Below are 20,771 nucleotides of genomic sequence, written 5' to 3' on the forward strand. Positions count from 1 at the left end.
CCGCACTGTGCGGAGTCCGCGTCGCCGCGATGAGCCCATCCGGAGATGACCGGCCAAACAAAAAATGCACCCACGGGTCGAGCCCGTCGAGTGCACACAAAGTTCATGGGTACCACAACTGCAACTGGCAACAACGTAGCACGAATACCGGCCCTCGTGCCGGATTTCCCATCGGCGGGTTGATCTTCCCGCCGGAGGTCCGGGTGTGGGACTCTGAGGAATCCGACCGTCCCCTCCCTTTGTTGAGGTCCTATGCGTTGCATCATCGCCGGCTTCCCGTTCGACCTGGTCAAGGCCGAAGTGCAGGACAGGATGCGGGGCGTCAAGCCCGAACCGGTCACCGGAGAGTGCGTGATCATCAGTCGCCGCACCTACCCCGTCAAGCAGGTCGGCCAGGTCCTCACCCGACAGGACCGGCGTGACTTCACCGCCGAGCAGATCACCCGGGCCATGACCCGACTCGGCTTCACCTGCCGCCCCACACCCCACGTTGCTGCTGTGACTGCCGCCGCTGTTCTCAGCCCACTCCAGGCCGCGGCAGCGATGCTGGGTACGCCCGCCTACAGCTGACCGGCCCACCGCACTCCATGTGACCTCGGCAGCCGTGGCCCCACCCGCTTCATGGCCGGCCCGGGCCACGCGGGTCGGCATCTTCCGCGATGCCGCCGCACCGTTGCCTGCTGCCCGACCACCCCGACTTCACCGAGCGTCTGCCGGACGGTAGCTCCGGACCAACGTCACCCTGCCCGCCGGCAGCCCGTATCCGTCGTCTCCACACCCGTCCAACGACCCGGCAGGCTGCGGAATCGGCCAGCCGTTCGTGCGGGTGGGCGACCCGGCACGCCGGCGCTCGCCTAGCGGGCTCTGGTCGGGGAATCGAGGTGTCCTCCAGCGCGAACCTTGTGCGCCGGTAGGGGAGTTGGGAGTCTGTGGTGCTCCGGGGTGGAGCGGGAACTGCTGTGCGGATGGCGGTGGTCGTGGTGGAGCGGTGGTCGGGGTTGCGCCGGGTGAGCCAGGCGGCGGCGGGCGATACCGCGGGGTTGCCAGGGCGTTTGTGTCACGCGTGGCGCGAGGCGCTGGAGGCGGAATGAGCGCTTCGGGTCGGTCGCCGTGCTCTACGCCCGGCCCCGCGCCACCGCCTGGGCGCAGACCCAACAGGCGGCTGCGGCCGTGGACACCGCGGCCGCGGCGCTCGTGGACAGCTACCGGACGGTGTTTCTCCGGGGGGCGGACCTGCCGTGGGAGCCGGCCAGCTTTCTGGACACCCATTGGGGAGCCACCCACCGCGCCGCGGGAGCCCTGGCACTGCGCCTGGGGATCCCCTTCGACGAAGCCCTCGCCCGCATGCGGGCCCTGGCCTTTGGCACCGGACACTCCCTGCGCAACATCACCACCCACCTGCCCTGACCACCCGCACCCCACCGGTCGAGACCGTCACCCGGCATCGGGGGAGTGCAGGTGGTGCTCGCAGGACTGCGGGCGGTGCCGAGCCCGATGCTGCTCCCACTCCATAGCGCGTCGGATCTGTAGATCATCCAGCCCCGTGGCCGCGCACAGGGCTTCGGCAGCCACTCCGTCGGGCTGCTGAGCCAGGGCACGCAGGATCTGCCCGGCCCGCAACTCCTCATGGACGAAAGGCCGCTCGCGGTACTCCCGCTGCAGCGCCACGAGGTGCTCGGGAGAGCAGGCGGCGATCAGGCGCCGCCCGTCACGCGCCTGGTGGCGGGGGTGGATCGCGGAGGAGTCCCGGACGACGCCCAGGTGGCACCCGTCGGTCAGTGGCCGGGCGCACGCATCGCAGATGTCCGTCTGCGGGACGGACGGTGACTGGTCGTCTCTCATGCGGTTCTCCTACCCCTCCCATGCCGCCCGCCGCCCGCGGCCCCTGCCGAGCGGGAGACAGGATGCCTGTCGGTTCGTGCCACAAAAATCTATCCCAGGTGAAGTAGACATTCGCTTCCGGATGTGTGTAGTGTTCCTCTCGTAGCCAAGAAGGAAGCAGGGCGCGGAAGACACGAACTGCCGCGCAAAGTAGGTGGCACGGTGATGGAATCCGGCGGCCAGTGCAGTGCTGGTGGGTCGCAGGGTTGATTGCCGGGCCGGGCCGCCCCGGGAGGGGCCGCCGCGCAGGTGCAGTGCAGTACCCAGTGGTTCCTCGGTGAAGGCGTCGGCTGCGGGCGCGCGCATCGGGAGGTTTGGCAGTGGGGTTCTAAGCCAGAGCAGTTGCAGGACGGGCGACGGGGCTGGCTGTCGGAGGGTGGTGCGGTGAAGGCCACCAGAAGTTCGCAGTACGGATTGGGTAAGTGATTGATCTAGAGGGAACGGAGGGGTTGAGCGCCATCAGGATCGCCCGGGCTGAACGCTTGAGTCCGGGTACCGCAGGACATCGATAGTGAGGTGGTCTCCGGTCACGCATTCGCGATCCCCGCACTCCCGACCTCGGTCGGTCGTGCGGACACAGTAGGCCGGCGCAGTACCAGGGCCGGCAGGTGGTGTTTTCCGTCCTTCGGGGCCCTGGCGCTGCACGCGCCAGGGCCCCTCCATGCGTTCCCTTCACACCCTTTCGCCCGTTTCCCAGTGAGGTGAGATGACAGCAGAGGTCTCCTTCGGCCGTCTCGACGACGAGGACTACCCCGCCTACACCATCGGCCGCGCCGCCGAAATGATCGGCACCAACCCCGGCTTCCTCCGCGCGATCGGCGACGCCCGACTGATCACCCCCCTGCGGTCCGAGGGCGGACACCGCCGCTACTCCCGCTACCAACTGCGCATCGCCGCCCGGGTCCGTGAACTCGTCGACCAGGGCACCGCCATCGACACCGCCTGCCGCATCGTCGCCCTACAGGACCAGCTCGAAGAAGCCCTCACACGCAACGCCCAGCTCCGCACCCGCACCCATCACCCCGCCGCCTGAGCACAGGAGCCGCGCGCCAGGCAATCTGCTCCCCGTCGCATCACATACCCGGTGCGCAAGCCAGCCGCCGGAACATCCTCCACCCTCGACCCCTCGTGCTCTGAAGACTCAGTTCTGCCTCCTGCGGGCGGGGCTGTGCCGCCATGCGTGTGTACCGGGCGGTGCGGGCCGGATACGGCCAGGACGATTGGCGCAACGGCACAGGAGGAGTCGCAGGAGTATTAGCGAGACCCAGTGGTCGCTGTGCTGCCGGCTCCCTTCCCGTTGCGGGCATCAGGGCGTTGTTGCCTGCCACGGCCCCCTGGCGCAGTTGGCTGCCCAGGCCGCGACCCGGGCCTTCCGCACGGGAAACAGCCGAACTCCCGACGAGGCCATCAAGGAAATCCACGAAGCCTGGCCGGCACGCGCGGCGCCGCGGTGGCCGTGGCACGCGTCGAACCGGAGCAGGCACGGGCGCTGTGGTGCTCGGTGGGTGACATCTCCGGCGCGATTGTGACCTCAACATCCGAGAGCGACCTGCCAGCCCGGCCGGGTGTCGTCGGACACCAGATGCGGACCCCGTGTACGTCCATCCACCCGTTACAAATAGGGCGCTGCATTTGCCGGTAGACCAGCGGACCACCGCGCTTGGGCAACGCGCGCCTCCTCAGCGGGCGTTTGATGTAGGCGTACTGCCGCGTATGCCCTAATGGGTTCTCGCCAGGCGTCTGTTGATCGCTGCCCAGACGTGCTGCATAGCCGGACGGCGCTCCCGGCTGATCTACCGGCCCCAACCTCATACCCGCACCGCGACGGCCGCAAGGGCTTTGCCTGGATCGACCACCGTGACCTCCGGTAAGAAGCCCGCCGCCAACTCGGCGGCACTCGGTGCTCGTCCGGGACAATTTGAACTCACACCTCACATCCGGAATGCGTCGTTTCATTGCCGCACGAGACTGGCCTACCGTCTATCATCTTCCCGTTTATGCACCCGATTTCGACCCGGTCGCAGGTATCTGGTCCGCGCTGCGGCGCGGTCGGTTGGCACCCACCGCCTTCACCGCACCTGATCCACGCAGTTCGCCGCGGCTTGCGCGAAATTCAGTACCGCAGGCAAATCATCGCGGCCGCCTCGTCGGCACGAGAATGTGACTCGCCGCAAGCCCACCATGACGACTTCACACCTGAAAGGTCAGTAAGGGGCCAGGGCTCCGTCGACCTGTTGGTCCATAGACGTCGTCGCTCGGCGGCAGGAGCTGGTCCAAGTCTATGATGCGAACATCCGCCCATGGAACGAACAGCTCCCGTGCTGAGCGCGTTCATGTGATGATCCCAGGACGGATGCATAAAGGTGACATTCTCTTATCACCCGGATGCTTCTTATCGGGGATTGCGTGACTCCGTAATATGCCGGTGACAGAAGTCGGCGCCTCCGTTTGCCATAGAAGCACCGATTGCGCCACTACCGCACACAGGAGTTGGCCCCTCGATGACCCTGAATGCCCCCGTAGTTCCCAATGCACGCACCCTCTCGGCCTGGATCGCGGCCGTAGTCGCCACGGTCATGGCCGCACTGATGGTTGCCATGGCGTCGAGTCCGGCGCTCGCCACCGCCACACCCGTGCCCCTGGCGACGGCGGACAGTTTCGCAGTGCTGGCCGGTGAGTCGGTCACCAATACCGGTCCTTCGGTGATCACCGGAGACCTCGGCGTGAGTCCGGGCACGTCAATCACCGGGTTCCCGCCCGGCCAGGTGAATGGAGCTCAACACTCCGCGGATGGAGTCGCGCTCCAAACCAAGAGCGACTTGGTCGCGGCGTACAACAACGCCGCTGGACAGGCCACGGACGAGGCACTCCCCCCGGACGCCGGCGGCCTGACGCTGGTTCCGGGTGTCTACACCGCCTCCTCCACACTCCACCTGACAGGCACCCTGACCCTGGACGCCGAGGGCGACCCGAATGCCGTCTGGGTTTTCCAGGTCGGTTCGGGTCTGACGACCGCGTCCGCGAGCCGGGTACTCCTCATCAACGGTGCCGCGCCGTGCAATGTGTTCTGGCAGGTCGGAAGTTCGGCCACCCTCGGCACCGACTCCACCTTCGTCGGCACCATCCTGGCGCTGACGTCGATCAACGCCACCACGGGAGCGAGCATCGACGGCCGGGCGCTGGCGCGTAATGGCTCCGTGACGCTGGACACCAACAGGATCACCCGCGCTACGTGTGCGGCCGGTTCCACGGGTGGTTTGGTCTCCGGTGGGTTGGTCGCGGGTACGACCACCGGTGGCACCGCAACCGGTGGAACCACCACCACAGGCGGCCTCATCGCCGGGGTGACCACCGGCGGCACGAACGGCGGGCTGCTCGGCGGTGTCCTGACCGGCGGTGTCATCGGCGGCACCCCTGGCGGTCTCATCGCCGGGGTGACCACGGGCGGCACGACGGTGGGCACCACCGGCAGCTCCACGGCGGGCACTACCAGCGGCTACCCGGGCGGCGACAACGGTGGCAACCACGGTGGAGCGAGTGGCTATCCCGGCGGTGACCACGGTGGGGAAACCGGCGGCTATCCCGGCGGTGACCACGGTGGGGAAACCGGCGGCTATCCCGGCGGTGACCACGGCGGAGCGAGCGGTGGTGACCACGGTGGGGAAACCGGCGGCTACGGCTACGGTGCTCAGCCTCCGGCTCACGAGGGCCAGGACTCGCCGCACGACTCGCACGGCGCCTACGAGGCCAAGCAATAAGTTCATCGCAACGACTGCACATGGCACCACGGCCCGGGTCGAGACAGTGATCTGATATCCGATCACCGGGCCAGGGCGCAAACCCTGCAGTTGATCGTACTCATCGCGGTGCGTGGCGGGTCGTCATCGAGTCCGTCACGCACCGCCCGGGCGAGCAGGCGCCGGCGGGACGTGGCGATGCGTGTAGCCGTTGGACTCCGCGCCGATATGGAACTTGATGGCATCAGTGATGAGCTGCCTGGAAGCGGCCGGGTCCAGCGCCCTGGCCTGCAAACGCTCGTGGATGACCTCGAAGCGCTCCACGTCCGAGGGTTTGTCCAGATGAAGGTCGCTGGTCAGCCCTTCCAGGAACACGATGCTCCGGTCCGAGGCCTCCGCGAATCGGACGATCGTGAATGGCCCCGCCATTCCCGGATGCGCTCCTCCGTGGTGCGGGAAGATCTGTACGGTGACGTGCGGCCGGATGTAGAAGTCGAGCAATCGCTCCAATTGCTCTCTCATGACCTCGCCATCGCCGACAACGCGCAGCAAGGCTGATTCGTCCAGAACGACCCACAAGCGCAGCGGGCGGTCCAGGTCGTCGACCCGCTTCTGGCGGAGCAACCTTACATGGACCCACGTGTGGATCTGTTCCGGCCGGGCGTGCGGGATCGTTCCTGCAATGACCGCCCGGGCGTAGGCGGGTGTTTGCAGCAGTTCGGGGATCACCAGGGATTCGTAGCAGTGGATGGCCGAAGCGTCGTTCTCGAGGTCGAGGTAGGCGCTGTGCGGGATATACCCGTACGCATTCCACCGGCCTGACTGACCCGATTCCTCGGCCATGCGCATCAGCGTCTCGACAAGGTGTGGATCCTCGACTTGATACACCTCGCAGAGGTCTCGGACATCACGTGAACTGACCCTGCGGCGACCATTTTCCAAAAGGCTGATCTTTGCTTGTGAGACCAGCAACTGCTTTGCCACTTGCTGAGCTGTCAAACCCCGGCTCATTCGAAGTTTGCGAAACTCCGCTCCTACGCGGCGCCTTCCGACAGTAGGATTAACGTGCGCCGACACAGAACGACTACCTCCGCCACAGAACCCAGGGACAGCCATCGGACTGTCCTACCGCCGACTTCTCAGCGGCCGCTTGCAGATTAGGTGATCCGGGTTGCAGAAACGATCACCTACGCGGACCTTTCAGGTAGGAGTCGTCATGGTGGGCCTGTAGTTGGTCACATCCCCGTGCCGATGAGGCACCCGTCAGGGTCGAGCTAACCCCGACAGGGTGGCCGCTCCCCGCCCACCCACCCCGCCTCAGGTCTCACTGCCGGCTGAGTCGCTCCCGCCGATCCCTGGAAGGATTGCTGCACAGCGAACGCAAAAGGAGGCAGCATGGGCGCAGGAGACTGGATCGCGGCCGGAGCTGGCATCTCCGTAGTCGCAGCTGTGACCAGTGTGTGGTAGGCCGGCACCGCCGCTGCATCCGCCGAGCACGCCAAAGCACAAGCCCGCGCAGGTTCATGATGTCTGCCCATGGCCCGAACCGTCGCGATGGACTGGGCGGGACATCGTGTCCCGGCCAATGCCGACCCGGAAGCGCTGACAGTGTTGGTGAGGCGTGAAGCATGGCTCTGGGGCGTTACCCGGATAAATTTGCGAATGTTTGGCGTCATTGGTTTGCAGGACAGCGGTGTCGACGCACGAGGCTGGCCAGGAGCGAAGATGGTCCGGGCGGCGCGGAGGCCGTAGCGTGGCGCAATCTGACGAACAGTCGGGCCACGGCATGGTAGATGCTTTGCCGTCACCTTTGATGCTGCCGCAGGTCAGGGCCCACGGTGCGCCCCTCGGACCTCTTGCCCCGCGCCGGTCACACTGGCTGGCATGCGCATTGACTTTGATCCTGCGGTTGTTGATCGGGCTGCCTTCTACAGGCTGCTGACCTCGGTGGTTGTGCCTCGGCCGATCGCCTGGGTGTCCACGGTCAGCCCGGACGGCCGCACCGACAATCTGGCACCGCACAGCTTCTTCACCGTGTCCTGTGTCAGTCCGCCGATCGTGCAGTTCACTTCCGTTGGGCGGAAGGACTCGTTGCGCAATATCGAGGGGACGGGGCAGTTTGTTGTGAACTTTGCGCCGGAGCATTTGTTCGAGCAGATCAATGCGACGGCGACGGACTTTCCCGCTGGGGTGAGTGAGTTCGAGGCGGTGGGGATTGCTCGGGAGCCCAGTTTGCGGGTGAAGCCGTCGCGGGTGGCGGCGTCGCCGGTGGCGTTGGAGTGCGAGATGCACAGCATGCTGCGGATGGGGGACTCGACCGTGGTGTTCGGGCGGGTCGTGCACGCCGCCGTGTCCGAGGCCGTGCTGGTCGACGGGCATCCCGAGGTGCGGAAGCTGCGGCCGTTGGCGCGGTTGGGGAAGGACGAGTGGGGGGCGCTCGGGGAGGTGCTGGAGCTCTCCCGGATCCGCTACGCGGACTGGCCCGGCGCCGGCGGTTAGGCCGGATGGGCTGACGGCGGTGTCTCCCAGGGGTGATGGGGGCGGCAGGTTCCGTATGTCCTGTGGATCGCGCGGTGTGATCGGCTGATAGTCGGGTTTCCCGATCATGGAGTCGCGCCGATGCCGATCCGCACACGACGCAGGGCCCTGGCCGCCGCGGTCGCCCTGCTCGGAACCGTTGCTGTCAGTGCCTGTGACGGCTCCTCCACCGGGCCACCGGTCGTACCCGGGTCGAAAGCGGACCTGGCGCGCGCGTCCGGCGGGGCCACTCAGCCGAAGGGGTTCACGCTCGTCGCCTCCGGGGACGTCCTGCCCCATGCGGAGATCATCCGCCAGGCCCGGGCGGATGCGGCAGGGCCCGGTTTCGACTTCCACCGGATGCTCGCGGCCGTGCAGCCGGTCGTCGCCAAGGCGGATCTGGCGATCTGTCATATGGAGACGGTGTACGGCGCGAACGACGGCCCCTTCACCGGCTACCCGACGTTCAAGTCGCCGCCACAGGTCGCCCAGGCGCTCAAGGACACCGGCTACGACTCCTGCTCCACGGCGTCCAACCACACGCTGGACGACGGTGCGGACGGGGTGCGGCACACGCTCGACGCCATGGACGCGGTCGGGGTCCGGCACACCGGTTCGGCGCGTTCCGCCGCCGAGGCCCGCCGGCCGACGCTGCTCAGGGCGGGGAGCGCCACCGTCGCGCAGCTCGCGTACACCTACGACACCAACGGGTTCCCCCTGCCCGAGGGGCAGCCGTGGGCGGTCAACCTCATCGACCCGGAACGGATTCTCGCCGACGCCCAGGCCGCCCGGAAGGCCGGGGCCGATGTGGTGGTGGTGAGTCTGCACTGGGGGACCGAGTGGCAGGACGATCCGAACGAGATGCAGCTCTCCCTCGCCAGAAAGCTGACCGCCGCGCGGACCGGGGGGCGGGCGGACATCGATCTGATCCTCGGCACCCACGCCCACATCCCCCAGGCGTACGAGAAGGTCAACGGCACCTGGGTCGTCTACGGGATGGGCGACCAGGTCGCCGGCCACATGTTCAACTACGACGACGAGCAGGACGCGCGCGGCAACATGGGGTCCATCGCCCGGTTCACGTTCGCTCCGCCCGCGACGGCCGGGCAGCGGTGGAGCGTGCGCGAGGCGGAGTTCCTTCCGCAACTGATGGACCTCGGGCCGCCGTTCCGCGTCGTGACTCTCAATGACGCGCTGCGCCGGCAGCCGGGCCGCGTCGACTACCTGAAGGCCCGTGATCACATCCGCGCCATGGTCCTGAGCCGCGGTGGTGGAGCTGCGGGGCTGACCATGGTCCCGTGAGTCAGGAGTCGGGGATCCCGGCGGCGCGGGCCAGCAAGCGGGCGGTCCGCGTCCCGGCGTCGACGGCATGGTTTGCCGTGCTGGGCAGGCAGCGCCGATGTTCCACGTTGTACTCGGCCATGATGACGCCGGCATGGTCGGTCGCGAACTCGTGGAGCCGCACCGGCCAGCCGCGTTCCTCCAGGGCGTCGCGCAGTTCACGTGACTGTGCGATGTCCACCGACGAGTCGGTGGTGCCGTGCACCAGGTGGACCGGAATCGGGGGCACCGGTTCGCCGGACCGGGTCGCGTCGAGAACCGGGACGGTGCCCGTGGTCGGCGCCGGCAAGCGGTATCCGCCGGAGATACCCACGACCGCGCGCGGCCGCCAGCCGTCGAGCACGGCCGGGTCAAGGGCGGCCGGGTCGAGGGCCACGCCCAGCACGGCGTTGGCGCCCAGTGACCACCCCGCCAGGATCATCCGCTCGGGATCCCCGCCGAAGCGGGCCGCGTTCTCGCGCGCGAACGTGACCGACTCGGCCAACTGCGACCGGCCGCCGTCGGGGGCGTCGGGATGCCAGTCCGGCACGAGGACGAGGACTCCGAGTCGTGCGGCGCTCCGGGCGAGCGGCGCGAGCACGTCCCGTTCGCCGCCGCCGCGGCCGTGCCAGAGGAGCACCACGGGCGAAGCCGACGACGAGGCTGCGGGCCGATGGACGTCGATGCGCTTGCCGCTCGTCCCGTAGACGAGTTCGGTCGCCATCTCGATGTCCGCCGTCATGGCACTGCCCCCTAGATCGTCACCACGCGCGCTGCGCCGCATGATCAGCTTCCCCGGCCCCACCGTACCCGGAACCGTCGATACCCGACTCACGTCGAAGGGGTACGCCGCCGGGGCGTTGTCATGGAGGACCCGTCATGCGCAGTCGTGCCGCTCTCACCAGTGCAGTCCTGTTATGTGTGTCGCTCACCGTCGCGGGGTGCGGCGCCGAGGGGGTGCGGACGGCGTCGGACGCTCCCGCCGGCAAGGGGGCCCTGGTGACCGCCGACGCCGGGCGTCCGGACGGGGCTGCCGCACGGCGGGCGGCCGAGGTGGCCAAAGCCTGGACGGGATCGGCGGCGGAACAGGTCTGGCGCAAGAGGTACCGGCCGGTCGACAGGACGGAGTGGCTCCCGCCGGACGCGTTCCGCAGCGACGGGGACAAGGTCGCGTTCATGAGCGGGCACCTCGACCTCGCCACGCAGCTCCCGACAACGGCGCCGGGCGACGGAGAGGCAACGGTGACGTGGTCGGACGGGACGACGGTCACACGCCCTGCACTGACGACCCGTCAGGTGTTCGACGGACTGGTGATGAACCGGCTCCCTTGTGAGGGGGCGGGCTGCGACCGGCGGCTGCGGGTGACCGGAGTCAAGGGCGGAACCCGGACCCAGGCGACGAGTCGGGGCCGGGCCACCATCCCCGTCTGGGAGTTCACCATCGAGGGCTACGCCCAGCCGTTCGCCTTTCCTGCCGTGGCCCCCGATCGGCCTCCGGAGGAGTCACAGACGGGTCTGTCCGCGCCTGAGATCAAGGGCCTGGCTTCGGGTGTCGGCTGGAACGGGATCTCCTCCGACGGCCTCGTCCTCGACGCCCGGGTCTCGCACGGGTCGTGCGAGGACATCCTGCCCGGCCAGGTGTACGAGACGAAGGACGTCGTCGTCCTCATCGGCCGGGTCGGGCCCTGGAAACTGCCCAAGAACGCGCCGTGCGACGCGGTCATGCGAACGTCGCCCGCGCAGTTCCGGCTCTCGCGCCCGCTGGGCGACCGGACCGTGCTCGACGCGGCGCGGGGGAACCCGCTGACGATCGCGGCGCTCGGGGCGGCACTCGCCTGACCGGGTCGCGCGGTGATGCCCGAATGAGACAGAGACTTCTCTGCAGATAGTTCTTTGCAGAGAAGTCTCTGTAACTTATGCTGAGTGTCATGGCCGATGAATCCGCACGTCCGTCGCACCCCTCCGCGCCCGATCCGGAGAAGCCCGTCCGTCACATCGACGCCCGCAGCCTTCGCGGGCTGGCGCACCCGCTGCGCATGCGGATGCTCGAGCTGCTCAACCTCGACGGACCCGCGACCTCGACCGGGCTCGCCGAACGGCTGGGTGAGAACACCGGCACCGTCAGCTGGCATCTGCGTCAGCTCGCCGAGCACGGCTTCATCGAGGAAGTGGTCGGACGGGGCACCAAGCGCGAGCGCTGGTGGCAGGCGGTCAAGGAACGGCGCACGCTCGACACCACGGAGTTCCGGTACGACCCCGACACCCGGGGCGCGCTCTCCGTCTACATGCACGAGTTGATCCAGCAGACGTTCTCCCGGGTCGCCAACTACCTCGCCGACGACTGGCAGGGCGGTCCCTGGCAGGGCGTCGGCACTCTCTCCGACCGGACCGACCTCCGTATGACTCCCGCGCAACTCGACGCGCTCAGCGCGGAGTTGCTGGCCGTCATCGACCGGCACGCCCCGGACCCCGACGCGGAGCCCGGCGAGGACGCGCTGCCCGTCATCATTCAGCTGCAGTCGTTCCCCCGCAGGGAGCGTGGCGGCGCGTGAACGCGGACACCGGCAGGGACACGCACACGCACATGGACGCGAACACGAACGCGGAGACGGGCACGGACATGGACCACGGTTCGAGCGAAGGCGTGCTCCGCGCTGACGCCATACCCGCGGACGACGCGCGCCCGGACGCCCGCATACGCGGCGGGCTGCTGCGTCGGCACCGGGACTTCAGGCTGCTGTGGTGCGGTGAGACGGCGGGCAAGTTCGGCGCGTCCGTCACCGGGGTGGCGATGCCCCTGGCCGCCGTCACCGCGCTGCACGCCACCACCTTCCAGGTCGGCCTGCTGACGGCCGCCACCTGGCTGCCGTGGCTGATCATCGGCCTTCCCGTCGGCGTCTGGGTGGACCGGCTGCCCCGCCGCCCGATCATGCTGAGCGCGGCGGCCGTCTCCTTCCTGCTGTACATCAGCATCCCGGTCGCCGCCTGGTCCGGCATGCTGAGCGTCGGCCTGCTGCTCGCTGTCGCCCTCCTGACAGGTACGGCCGCGGTCTTCTTCCAGACCGCCTACACGGCCTACCTCCCCAGCATCCTCGCCCCGGCCGACCAGCCCGAGGGCAACGCCAAGCTGCACGGCAGCGCGTCGGCCGCGCAGATCGTGGGACTCGGATCCGGCGGTCTGATCGCCCAGTTGGCGGGCGCGATCAACGGAATGTTCGCCAACGCGGCCACGTTCCTCGTCTCGCTGCTCTGCCTGTCGGGCATCCGGCACCGCGAGCCGCGCACCGCCAAGGCCGAACGCGCGCCCAGAGCACTGGTCAAGGAGGTCGGCGAAGGGCTGCGGCTGGCCACCCGCGATCCCTGGATCCGCACGCTGACGCTGTTCGGCGCGACGTCCAATCTCGCGCTGATGGGGTACCAGTCGGTCCAGGTGGTCTTCCTGGTGCGGGAGGTCGGCGTGGGCTCCGGTACGGTCGGCGCGCTGATCGCGGCCGCCGGCAGCGGTGGAATCGCGGGGGCGTTCGCCGCCCGCCGGGTCGCCGCCCGCCTCGGGACGGCGCGCGCCACGCTCCTGTTCGAGCTGGGCTTCGCGGTGTTCGCCCTGCTCATCCCACTCACCGTCGACGGGGCGGGAATGCTGCTCTACGTGGCGGGTGGGTTCTGCGTCGCCGCCGGGGTGGTGGCGGGCAACGTCATCAAGGCGAGCTTCCAGCAGAGCTACTGCCCGCCGGAGCTGCTCGGTCGCCTGACCGCGAGCACGTCGTTCATCAACTTCGGCACGATCCCGCTCGGCGCGCTGCTCGGCGGAACGTTGGGCACCGTACTCGGCCTGCGCGCCGCCATGTGGATCACGACGGCGGGTGTGCCGCTCGCCGCTCTCATCCTGGTCTTCTCGCCGGTGCGCCGGGCCCGTGATCTGCCGACGTCCCCGGTGTCCGCCGACGGCTTGCGGTGACCCGCCACTGACCCGCCGGGCGCCCGGCACGGAGCCCTCAGTACGTGAGGACCGCCCACACCAGGGCGCCGACGACGGCCGCCGCGTAACACCCGGTTGCCGCGACCACCGCCTGGTAGCGGGCCCGCGGACTCCAGGAGGTCAACGTCAACAGCCAGGCCAGCACAGGCAGGACCAGGATGGCGTGCAGGCTGACACCGTGCAGGGGCTTGACGGAGGCGGTGCTGCGGTAGCCGGCGGCCTGGTGGCCGGTGCGGGTCAGGATGACGCCGCGCGCGATCATCGCGGCCCCCGACAGGAGTCCGATGAGCAGGACGGCGAAACCCGTGCGCAGCGCGAGCGGCATCCCGGCCGGCCCCTGGGGCCGCCGGGTGAACGAGATGACGGCGAACGCGGACAGGATCACGACGAGCAGCGCACCGCCGACGGCCAGCGACATGGACACCAGGGTGTTGACGGGCGACTCCATGTTGAAGTGCGACGGCACCCGGCGCCACGCCTGGAGTGTGATGCCGCCGACCTCCAGCACGCAGTCGGCCGCGAACAGGGTGAGCAGCACGGCGCGGGTGCGCGCCCCCATCTGCAGATACGACGTCACCCAGGCGACCGCGATCAGTGTCAGGCCGAAGGAGAGCCCGAACGTGAAGGGCTTCCGCCAGGAGACCGGCCCCTCCCACGGCCCTCCGTCCACGGCGAACACCCCCAGGTGCACCAGGCCGGAGGCGACGAGAGCGGCGCCCGTCGCGTAACAGAGCCGCTCGCTGCTCCGTGCGGTTCGCCACACCTCACGTCGCCACGCCTCCCTCCGGCACACCTCACTCCGCCACCTCGCGAGCGGCGCTTCCTCGGTGCGCGCGCGTGTCGCAGGGTCCGGCTGGGGCGGTACCGCTCGCGGGATCTCCATGCCCCAAGAGTCCCGAGCGGATGTCCGGGTGTCGTCGTCCGGCCGAAGGCACCTGGGCTACGCCCGGGGGAGTAGGCACTCGGCGGACGACCGGGGCGCGCGGATACCGCCCGGCGGTGAATGGCCGAGGGAAGTCGGGAAAGGGTCGGTCGGAAGGGGCCGGTCGGGAAGGCGTCGGTCGGGGAAGCCGCGAAGGGTCGGGCGGAACAGGGGTTACGCGGCGCTCGCGCGTTCGGCGCGGCGCGCCGTCAGATAGGTGTCCCGGAGGCGGGCGAGTTCTTTGAGTTCGGCGGGGGTCCAGGATCGGTCGCCGTGCGCCTGGACATAGGCGCGCAGTCGATCATTCGCATGGGTCGAGAGTGTGCCGCGCATGCGATAAGACTATGGGTCCTGTGCGGCAATCGGAATCCAGCTGCCAGGAACGGCATATGCGACCTCGGGACGGCGCGGCATTCCGGGCCCGTCCGGAACCCTCGTACGCTGACGGGGTGATCGAGGCAATGGTGTTCGATATCGGCGAGACACTCATCAGCGATACCCGGTACTGGGAGTCCTGGGCCGACTGGCTCGGTATTCCACGGCACACGATGTCCGCCCTGGTGGGCGCGGTGGTGTCACAGGGCCGCGACGAGGCCGACGCGTTGCGGCTCATTCGTCCCGGGCTCGACCTTCCGGCCGCGCACGCGGCCCGTCGTACCGCCGGTCGCGGCGAGTTCCTCGACGAATCCGACCTCTACCCGGATGTGCGTCCGGCGCTCGGCGGATTGCGGAAGCTCGGAATCCGCGTGCTGGTCGCGGGCAATCAATCGGTACGCGCGGGCGAGCTGCTGCAGGGCCTGGACCTGCCCGTCGACGCGATCGTGACGTCCGAGGAGTGGGGTGTGGCCAAGCCCAGCCCGGAATTCTTCGCCCGGGTCGTGGAGTTGGCGCGGGCGGAACCGCACGAGATCGTGTACGTCGGGGACCATCCGGCCCACGACGTCCTCCCGGCGAAGGACCACGGGCTGTTGGTCGCGCATCTGCGGCGCGGACCGTGGGGACATCTGTGGGCGGAAGATCCGCAGACGGTGGCCCGGGCCGACTGGCGCATCGGTTCGCTGACGGAACTCACCGCGATCGTCTCTCAGCAGGGTGCGCGATCGGAATCCCCCGAGACGGGCCCCGCCTCCCTCTCGCCCACGTTCCAGTAGCCGTCAGGCGGCCACGAAGGAAGGAGCTGCATTCGGAAATCGACATGGCCGGGCCGCGATTATGGGGCGGTACCCCTTGGGCAGGATCACAGCGGACTCATGCCGTTGAGCGGTGGGTGACGTGCGATTTCCGGGAGCTGGATATCCGGACTCGACGATTCGAATATTCGATGCACTCAAGTACGTATGTTCGGTCTGTAGTTCACTGGTGCAAAGGGCGCGATGGCGGCGTGGAGGGCGCGCCCGCGTTCCCCGGCCGGTGTGACGGGGGTCTCCCGGGTCGCCACCGTCCTCACCGTGTCGGAGGAGGTTCGATAAAGTGCGGGGTGAGAGTGCCGGACTCAGCCCTGCTGCGATGTGCCGGCGGGCGAGCGCGGCACGGTTGCTTCGTACAGGAGACCGAGCCCGTTGTCTGAGAACCGCGCACGTACCCCGGCCGAGCCGCAGCCAGGTGCATCGCCCGAGTCCGAGGGCGGCCCGGCCGCCCTGCGGGCCGACTGCACCAGCTGCTTCGCGCTGTGCTGTGTGGTGCCGGCCTTCTCCGCCTCGGTCGACTTCGCGATCGACAAGAACTCCGGCCAGGCCTGTCCCAACCTGCAGCGGGACTCCCGCTGCGGCATCCACACCCGCCTCCGGGACAAGGGTTTTCGCGGCTGCACCGTCTACGACTGCTTCGGCGCCGGGCAGAAGGTCTCGCAGGTCACCTTCGGCGGCGAGGACTGGCGGCAGGCGCCGCGAACGGCGCAGCAGATGTTCCGGGTCTTCCCCGTCATGCGGGACCTGCACGAGCTGCTCTGGTACCTGACCGAGGCGCTGACGCTGCGGCCGGCCCGCTCCTTGCACGCCGAGCTCGACGCCGCGCTGCGGGAGACCGAACGCCTTACCCGCTACAACCCCGAACTCCTCATGGAGCTGGACGTTCCGGCGCACCGGCGGGACGTCAACGCCCTGCTGCTGCGGGCCGGTGAACTCGTCCGTGCCGAGGTGAGGGGCAAGAAGAAGGACCACAGGGGGGCCGACCTCATCGGTGCCAGGCTCAAGGGCGCCGACCTGAGGGGTGCCAACCTGCGCGGGGCCTACCTCATCGGTGCGGATCTGTCGGGCGCCGACCTGAGGATGGCCGACGTGATCGGCGCCGACTTCCGGGACGCCGATCTGCGCGGCGCCGACCTCACCGGGGCCGTCTTCCTCATCCAGTCCCAACTGGACGCGGCGCGCGGGGATGCCGGGACGAAGCTGCCGCCCGCGCTGCGTCACCCGGAGCGCTGGTAGAACCCGCCGCGGGCTGCCCTCGCAACCCGTTCCGCCTTCCCCGCCCGTCCCGGTCCCCGTCCGTCCCGGTCCCCTAGCCGGTCACGTCGAGGGCGGTGCCGTAGAGCCGGTTGACCTTCAACCGGATGACGAGCCGCTGCTCCGCTACGAGTTGGGCCAGGAACGGCTCCTCGTCCGCCAGGTGGGCAGACGCCGGCAGCATGGCGAGCAGCTCGCGCCCGACGGCGTCGCCCGGCTCGGTCGTGGTCTCGGATACCTCGGCCTCGCCCTCCGCGACGGAGAACGACCAGTGGTCCTCGCTGGAGACGTGCAGCGCGGCCCGTGCGTCGTTCCTGAGGTGGCGCACCTTGACCCGGTCGGCGGTGGTCGAGAAACGGACGATCCGCGCCTCGGGATCCCAGTGGTAGAGCATGGTCGTCAGATGCGGGTGCCCACTGCGCTTGTTGGTGGCCAGGATCCCGAACTGGTGCGCCGCGAGCAGGGCGGAGAGCGCGTCGTCCGTCATGACCCGGGGGGCCGGGCCGCCGTTCTCGTCGGTCATGGGTACTCCCCAACTCGTGGCGTACGGAGGCTCGTCGTCGGGGGAGGTCCTGTGGTCCAGACCTCCCTTGATCAGCTCAACGAGCGGCACGGGTCAAGGATGTGCCGGATGCGCGGGGTCGTCAAAGGGGCCGCCGATGGGCCAAGCGGTTCACGCGGCATACGCGGCTCACGCGGCACACGCTGCAAACGCGGCCTGCGCCGACGTGGCCGAAGAGCCGCCAACGGACGGTGCCCCACAGACAGAAGCCGCCCGCACCGGTTTGCGGTGCGGGCGGCGGGACGGTCGTCGGGTGCGGGGCGGCCGGTGAACGGCGGGCCCGGCGGGAAGGTCAGCCGCTACGCGGCTTTCCGGTAATGGGCGCGCTGCGCTGCCAGGAACGCGGACCGCAGGCGCTCGAGCTCGGCGAGCTCGGCCGGGGTCCAGGCACGGGAACCGTGCGCGTGAAGGTAGGCACGGAGGGCGTCGTTCGCCTCAGCCACGGGTGTTGCTTGCATACCGGACAGATTACGGGGCGCCGCTGGCGGCTACGACCAATACGGGCGGAACGGCGTGTGCGAATGGTCACGCTGCGGAAGGTGGCCCGGTCGGGGGCGATCCCCTGCCGGCGGTGGACCGAGCGGCCGGTGCGGCGCGGACCGGGTGGCTCCGGTCACTCGGAGACCGCGGCTCCGGTCACTCGAAGACCGCTGCCCGGGCGTCCACCACACCGGCCGCCACCAGTGCGAAGAGCACGATGCCGAGCAGGACGCGGTAGATGACGAAGGGCATGAAGCTCTTGGTGGAGATGTAGCGCATGAACCAGGCGATGACGGCGTACCCGACGCCGAACGCGATGACCGTGGCGAGGATCGTCGGTCCCCAGGCGAGATGTGAGTCACCTCCGACGTCCTTCAGCTCGAAGACCCCGGACGCCAGGACGGCGGGGATGGCGAGCAGGAAGGAGTAGCGGGCGGCGGCTTCGCGGGTGTAGCCGAGGAAGAGGCCGCCGCTGATGGTGGCACCGGACCGGGAGACGCCGGGGACCAGGGCCATCGCCTGGCAGAGGCCGTAGATCAGGCCGTCGCGGGTGGTGAGGTCGTGCAGCGTCTTGCGGGGCGGTGCGGCGCGGTGCCGGCCGCCCTGGTCGGCGGGGCCGCCGCGGGCGGCGAGGCGGTCGGCGATGCCGAGGATCACGCCCATGACGATCAGGGTGGTGGCGATCAGGCGCAGATCGCGGAAGGGGCCGTTGATGGCGTCCTGGAAGAGCAGCCCGAGCACGCCGATGGGGATGCTGCCGACGATCACCAGCCAGCCCATGCGGGCGTCGGCCTCGGTGCGCAGCCGCCGGTCGACCAGCGAGCGGGCCCAGGTGGAGATGATCCGGCCGATGTCCTTGCGGAAGTAGATGATGACCGCGGACTCGGTGCCGATCTGGGTGATCGCGGTGAAGGCGGCGCCGGGGTCCTGCCATCCCGCGAAGGCCGCGGTGAGGCGCAGATGGGCGCTGGACGAGATCGGGAGGAACTCGGTCAGCCCCTGGACGAGGCCGAGAATGATGGATTCGAACCAGCTCATGGGCGGTGGCACAGGTCCTTGTGATCGTCGGGCGGTGGAAGGCGGCGCGGGAACGTCAGCCGGACGACCTGGAGTTCCGGGAACGGCGGGCCCGGACGGCGACCAGGAGCGCTCCCAGGCCGGTCATCGCGATGAACCCCATGGCCAGCAGGAAGGCCGGTGAGGTCGGTGACGACGCGCGGCTGCCCGCTATGACGTACGCGGTCGTGTTGGGAATGCTCCCGAGCGCGGTGGCCAGCAGGAACGGCCCCAGGCGCATGTGGGAGACGGCCGCCGAGTAGTTGGCGGCGGCGAAGGGCACGCCGGGGAAGAGCCGGATCGCGAGCATGCTGCGAAAGCCGTGCCGGCTCAACTGCCGGTCCACCGAGGTGATCAGGCGCCCGCGCAGCAGGGGTCTGAGCGCATCGCGGCCCAGGAGGCGGCCCAGACAGAAGGACAGCCCGGCGCCCAGGACGGTGCCGGCCAGCGAGGAGACCAGCCCGCCCTGCGTCCCGAACAGCGCGCCGGCCGCGACGTTGAGCAGCGGGCGGGGCACGAACGCGAACGCGCACACCCCGTACGCGGCCCCGTAGAGCACCACCGCGGCGCCGCCCGACAGCTGGGGCCACCCGTCCATGATCAGGTGCTGCGGCTGCCAGAGCAGGACGGCCGTGGCCGCGCCCATCAGCAGCGCGGCCAGCAGAGCCAGCCGGGCCCACGGCGAGAGCAGCGCACGGGTGCACCGCACGGCGGGGCCGTCGGACGTCGGGAGGCGGTCGAGCATCCAGGGAGCCTAACCGAGCCGGGTGAACGCGTGGAGCGAGCGGGGGTCCGCGCACTGCCCGCCGACGGCACCCGGTGGCCCGCGACGGAGGAACCATGGGCACCCCGGTCGTCACGCGAGTGGCCGGTCCTCCGATGCGGGGGCGCACGGCGGTCGCACGGAAGCGTGGCGCGGATCGGGGCTACCGGCCGGTACAGCTCGTGCGACCGCGTATCCGGTCCGGGCCCGAACCGGGAGGGACGCACCCGACGCACCGCGACGCAGGGGCCCCAGGAGCCGCACCGACGCCCGGGCCGTCATGGCGGCGCGGGCGATGGGGAAGGCGGGCGTCCGCATGGTCTTCTGGTCGCGGCACCCGGCCCGAGGATACTGATTCCCAAGGAATCCGCCATGGGTCGGCGTTCCGATTCCGGGGGGTGAGATATCGGTGAACACTCGCGCCAAGCAGATAGCTCTCGCCATGGCCGCGACCGTGGCGGCCTGTTGCTCGTGCGTCGCGCTCAGCCTGCTGCTCGTTCATATTCCGTGGCTCCAGAGCGAAACCAGCAGTAACGCGGGTCAGGCGCTGGGTGCCGCGTCGGCGGTGAGCTCCACCGCGGTGCTCATTTATATGGCCGGAGCCATACGGGTACAGCATCGCGAGGTGGAATTGCACCGCGAGGCGCTGCGGACCCAGCAGGACGCCCTGCAGGAGCAGTGCCAGGTCAGTGGGCGGGCCAACGGTGAACTCCACCGCACTTCTGAGGCCCTGATGCGCGGTCTTCACATGTCGCTGCACCGCATGGCGATGGACGACCCCGATCTGGCGGTCACCTGGCCGTCCTACAGTTCCGACGGATCGGATCTGCGGAACAAGCAGTACTTGTACATGAACCAGGTGCTGTCGTTGCACCTGCTGGCCTATGAGACCGGCTACACGACCGCCCACATCGAAGGCTCCTTCCAACACCTGTTCGCCAGCCGGCTCTGGCGGGAGTTCTGGGAGAGCCTGCGCGTCTCGCGGGCCCAGGAAATTCCGCCGGGCACGGCCGAGGCGGAATTCTCCGAGATAGTCGAGCGTGCGTACGCGGCGGCACTCACCACGATTCCGCTGCGCAGGAACGGATGAGGCCGAGGGTGAGTGGCCGCTGCCAC

At 69.2% G+C, this 20,771-nt stretch carries 22 protein-coding genes; 13 read left to right on the plus strand and 9 right to left on the minus strand.

All coding sequences use genetic code 11. The features are described 5' to 3' along the window. The first annotated feature begins 252 nt into the window (after positions 1–252). Together O3X23_RS33300 and O3X23_RS33305 are read left to right on the plus strand one after the other, a co-directional pair. Positions 253–570: an SCO5918 family protein gene (locus O3X23_RS33300; protein ID WP_269276183.1), complete on the plus strand. Its 318-nt coding sequence runs from the start codon at positions 253–255 to the stop codon at positions 568–570. A 540-nt stretch (positions 571–1,110) separates the two neighbouring features. Further along, positions 1,111–1,407 (plus strand): hypothetical protein, encoded by a 297-nt coding sequence (locus tag O3X23_RS33305; protein WP_269276184.1) that lies wholly within the window; start codon positions 1,111–1,113, stop codon positions 1,405–1,407. Positions 1,408–1,434: 27 nt separating this feature from the next. On the opposite strand, the gene O3X23_RS33310 is transcribed toward O3X23_RS33305, so the two are convergent. Beyond that, positions 1,435–1,842 (minus strand): hypothetical protein, encoded by a 408-nt coding sequence (locus O3X23_RS33310; RefSeq protein ID WP_269276185.1) that lies wholly within the window; start codon positions 1,840–1,842, stop codon positions 1,435–1,437. Positions 1,843–2,587: 745 nt separating this feature from the next. Here O3X23_RS33310 and O3X23_RS33315 point away from each other — a divergent pair. The 3 genes from O3X23_RS33315 to O3X23_RS33320 all read left to right on the plus strand — a co-directional run bounded on the left by O3X23_RS33315 (position 2,588) and on the right by O3X23_RS33320 (position 5,639). Next, complete coding sequence (locus tag O3X23_RS33315; protein ID WP_269276186.1) at positions 2,588–2,914, plus strand: MerR family transcriptional regulator; 327 nt, start codon at positions 2,588–2,590, stop codon at positions 2,912–2,914. Positions 2,915–3,781: 867 nt separating this feature from the next. Continuing rightward, complete coding sequence (locus tag O3X23_RS44010) at positions 3,782–4,045, plus strand: hypothetical protein (RefSeq protein WP_443048054.1); 264 nt, start codon at positions 3,782–3,784, stop codon at positions 4,043–4,045. A gap of 337 nt (positions 4,046–4,382) precedes the next feature. Further along, positions 4,383–5,639 carry an ice-binding family protein gene (locus tag O3X23_RS33320; protein ID WP_269276187.1) on the plus strand — a complete coding sequence of 419 codons (1,257 nt, stop codon included), beginning with the start codon at positions 4,383–4,385 and terminating at the stop codon, positions 5,637–5,639. A gap of 135 nt (positions 5,640–5,774) precedes the next feature. Here the strand turns inward: O3X23_RS33320 and O3X23_RS33325 are convergent, their stop codons facing one another. Next, entirely contained in the window at positions 5,775–6,734 is a 960-nt protein-coding gene (locus O3X23_RS33325) for a helix-turn-helix domain-containing protein (RefSeq protein WP_331283975.1), read from the minus strand. A gap of 768 nt (positions 6,735–7,502) precedes the next feature. Here O3X23_RS33325 and O3X23_RS33330 point away from each other — a divergent pair. Beyond that, positions 7,503–8,117 (plus strand): flavin reductase family protein, encoded by a 615-nt coding sequence (locus O3X23_RS33330; protein ID WP_269276189.1) that lies wholly within the window; start codon positions 7,503–7,505, stop codon positions 8,115–8,117. Between the two features lie 120 nt (positions 8,118–8,237). Next, positions 8,238–9,437: a CapA family protein gene (locus O3X23_RS33335; protein WP_269276190.1), complete on the plus strand. Its 1,200-nt coding sequence runs from the start codon at positions 8,238–8,240 to the stop codon at positions 9,435–9,437. Position 9,438: 1 nt separating this feature from the next. On the opposite strand, the gene O3X23_RS33340 is transcribed toward O3X23_RS33335, so the two are convergent. Beyond that, a complete protein-coding gene (locus O3X23_RS33340; RefSeq protein ID WP_269276191.1) occupies positions 9,439–10,197 on the minus strand; it encodes an alpha/beta hydrolase in 759 nt (252 codons plus the stop codon). Positions 10,198–10,334: 137 nt separating this feature from the next. Between O3X23_RS33340 and O3X23_RS33345 the strand changes: the two genes are divergently transcribed. From O3X23_RS33345 to O3X23_RS33355, 3 genes are all read left to right on the plus strand, one after another. Further along, entirely contained in the window at positions 10,335–11,294 is a 960-nt protein-coding gene (locus O3X23_RS33345; RefSeq protein WP_269276192.1) for a hypothetical protein, read from the plus strand. An 89-nt stretch (positions 11,295–11,383) separates the two neighbouring features. Next, positions 11,384–12,007: an ArsR/SmtB family transcription factor gene (locus tag O3X23_RS33350; protein WP_269276193.1), complete on the plus strand. Its 624-nt coding sequence runs from the start codon at positions 11,384–11,386 to the stop codon at positions 12,005–12,007. Beyond that, the gene (locus tag O3X23_RS33355) at positions 12,004–13,410 is read left to right on the plus strand and encodes an MFS transporter (RefSeq protein WP_269276194.1); all 1,407 of its coding nucleotides are present in this window, start codon (positions 12,004–12,006) and stop codon (positions 13,408–13,410) included. The genes O3X23_RS33350 and O3X23_RS33355 overlap by 4 nt, the downstream gene beginning before the upstream one ends. Before the next feature lie 37 nt (positions 13,411–13,447). On the opposite strand, the gene O3X23_RS33360 is transcribed toward O3X23_RS33355, so the two are convergent. After that, a complete protein-coding gene (locus O3X23_RS33360; RefSeq protein ID WP_269276195.1) occupies positions 13,448–14,194 on the minus strand; it encodes a hypothetical protein in 747 nt (248 codons plus the stop codon). A 333-nt stretch (positions 14,195–14,527) separates the two neighbouring features. Continuing rightward, complete coding sequence (locus tag O3X23_RS33365) at positions 14,528–14,686, minus strand: hypothetical protein (RefSeq protein ID WP_269276196.1); 159 nt, start codon at positions 14,684–14,686, stop codon at positions 14,528–14,530. A gap of 128 nt (positions 14,687–14,814) precedes the next feature. Between O3X23_RS33365 and O3X23_RS33370 the strand changes: the two genes are divergently transcribed. Both O3X23_RS33370 and O3X23_RS33375 read left to right on the plus strand, forming a co-directional pair. Continuing rightward, positions 14,815–15,504, plus strand: coding sequence for an HAD family hydrolase (locus O3X23_RS33370; RefSeq protein WP_443048057.1), 690 nt, complete (start codon positions 14,815–14,817; stop codon positions 15,502–15,504). 408 nt (positions 15,505–15,912) lie between these two features. Beyond that, positions 15,913–16,776, plus strand: a complete 864-nt coding sequence (locus tag O3X23_RS33375; RefSeq protein WP_443048056.1) for a pentapeptide repeat-containing protein — start codon at positions 15,913–15,915, stop codon at positions 16,774–16,776. A 73-nt stretch (positions 16,777–16,849) separates the two neighbouring features. On the opposite strand, the gene O3X23_RS33380 is transcribed toward O3X23_RS33375, so the two are convergent. The 4 genes from O3X23_RS33380 to O3X23_RS33395 all read right to left on the minus strand — a co-directional run bounded on the left by O3X23_RS33380 (position 16,850) and on the right by O3X23_RS33395 (position 19,637). Next, positions 16,850–17,317, minus strand: a complete 468-nt coding sequence (locus tag O3X23_RS33380; RefSeq protein WP_269276198.1) for a PPOX class F420-dependent oxidoreductase — start codon at positions 17,315–17,317, stop codon at positions 16,850–16,852. Positions 17,318–17,655: 338 nt separating this feature from the next. After that, positions 17,656–17,814: a hypothetical protein gene (locus O3X23_RS33385; RefSeq protein WP_269276199.1), complete on the minus strand. Its 159-nt coding sequence runs from the start codon at positions 17,812–17,814 to the stop codon at positions 17,656–17,658. Positions 17,815–17,992: 178 nt separating this feature from the next. Then, positions 17,993–18,874 carry an undecaprenyl-diphosphate phosphatase gene (locus tag O3X23_RS33390; protein WP_269276200.1) on the minus strand — a complete coding sequence of 294 codons (882 nt, stop codon included), beginning with the start codon at positions 18,872–18,874 and terminating at the stop codon, positions 17,993–17,995. 55 nt (positions 18,875–18,929) lie between these two features. Further along, entirely contained in the window at positions 18,930–19,637 is a 708-nt protein-coding gene (locus O3X23_RS33395; RefSeq protein ID WP_269276201.1) for a TVP38/TMEM64 family protein, read from the minus strand. A 460-nt stretch (positions 19,638–20,097) separates the two neighbouring features. Here O3X23_RS33395 and O3X23_RS33400 point away from each other — a divergent pair, with 460 nt between their 5' ends. Then, on the plus strand, positions 20,098–20,745 hold the full coding sequence (locus O3X23_RS33400; protein ID WP_269276202.1) for a DUF6082 family protein: 648 nt from the start codon (positions 20,098–20,100) through the stop codon (positions 20,743–20,745). Positions 20,746–20,771: the final 26 nt, after the last annotated feature.

The sequence above is a fragment of the Streptomyces sp. H39-S7 genome (assembly GCF_027158205.1).
In the GTDB taxonomy this organism is placed as follows: domain Bacteria; phylum Actinomycetota; class Actinomycetes; order Streptomycetales; family Streptomycetaceae; genus Actinacidiphila.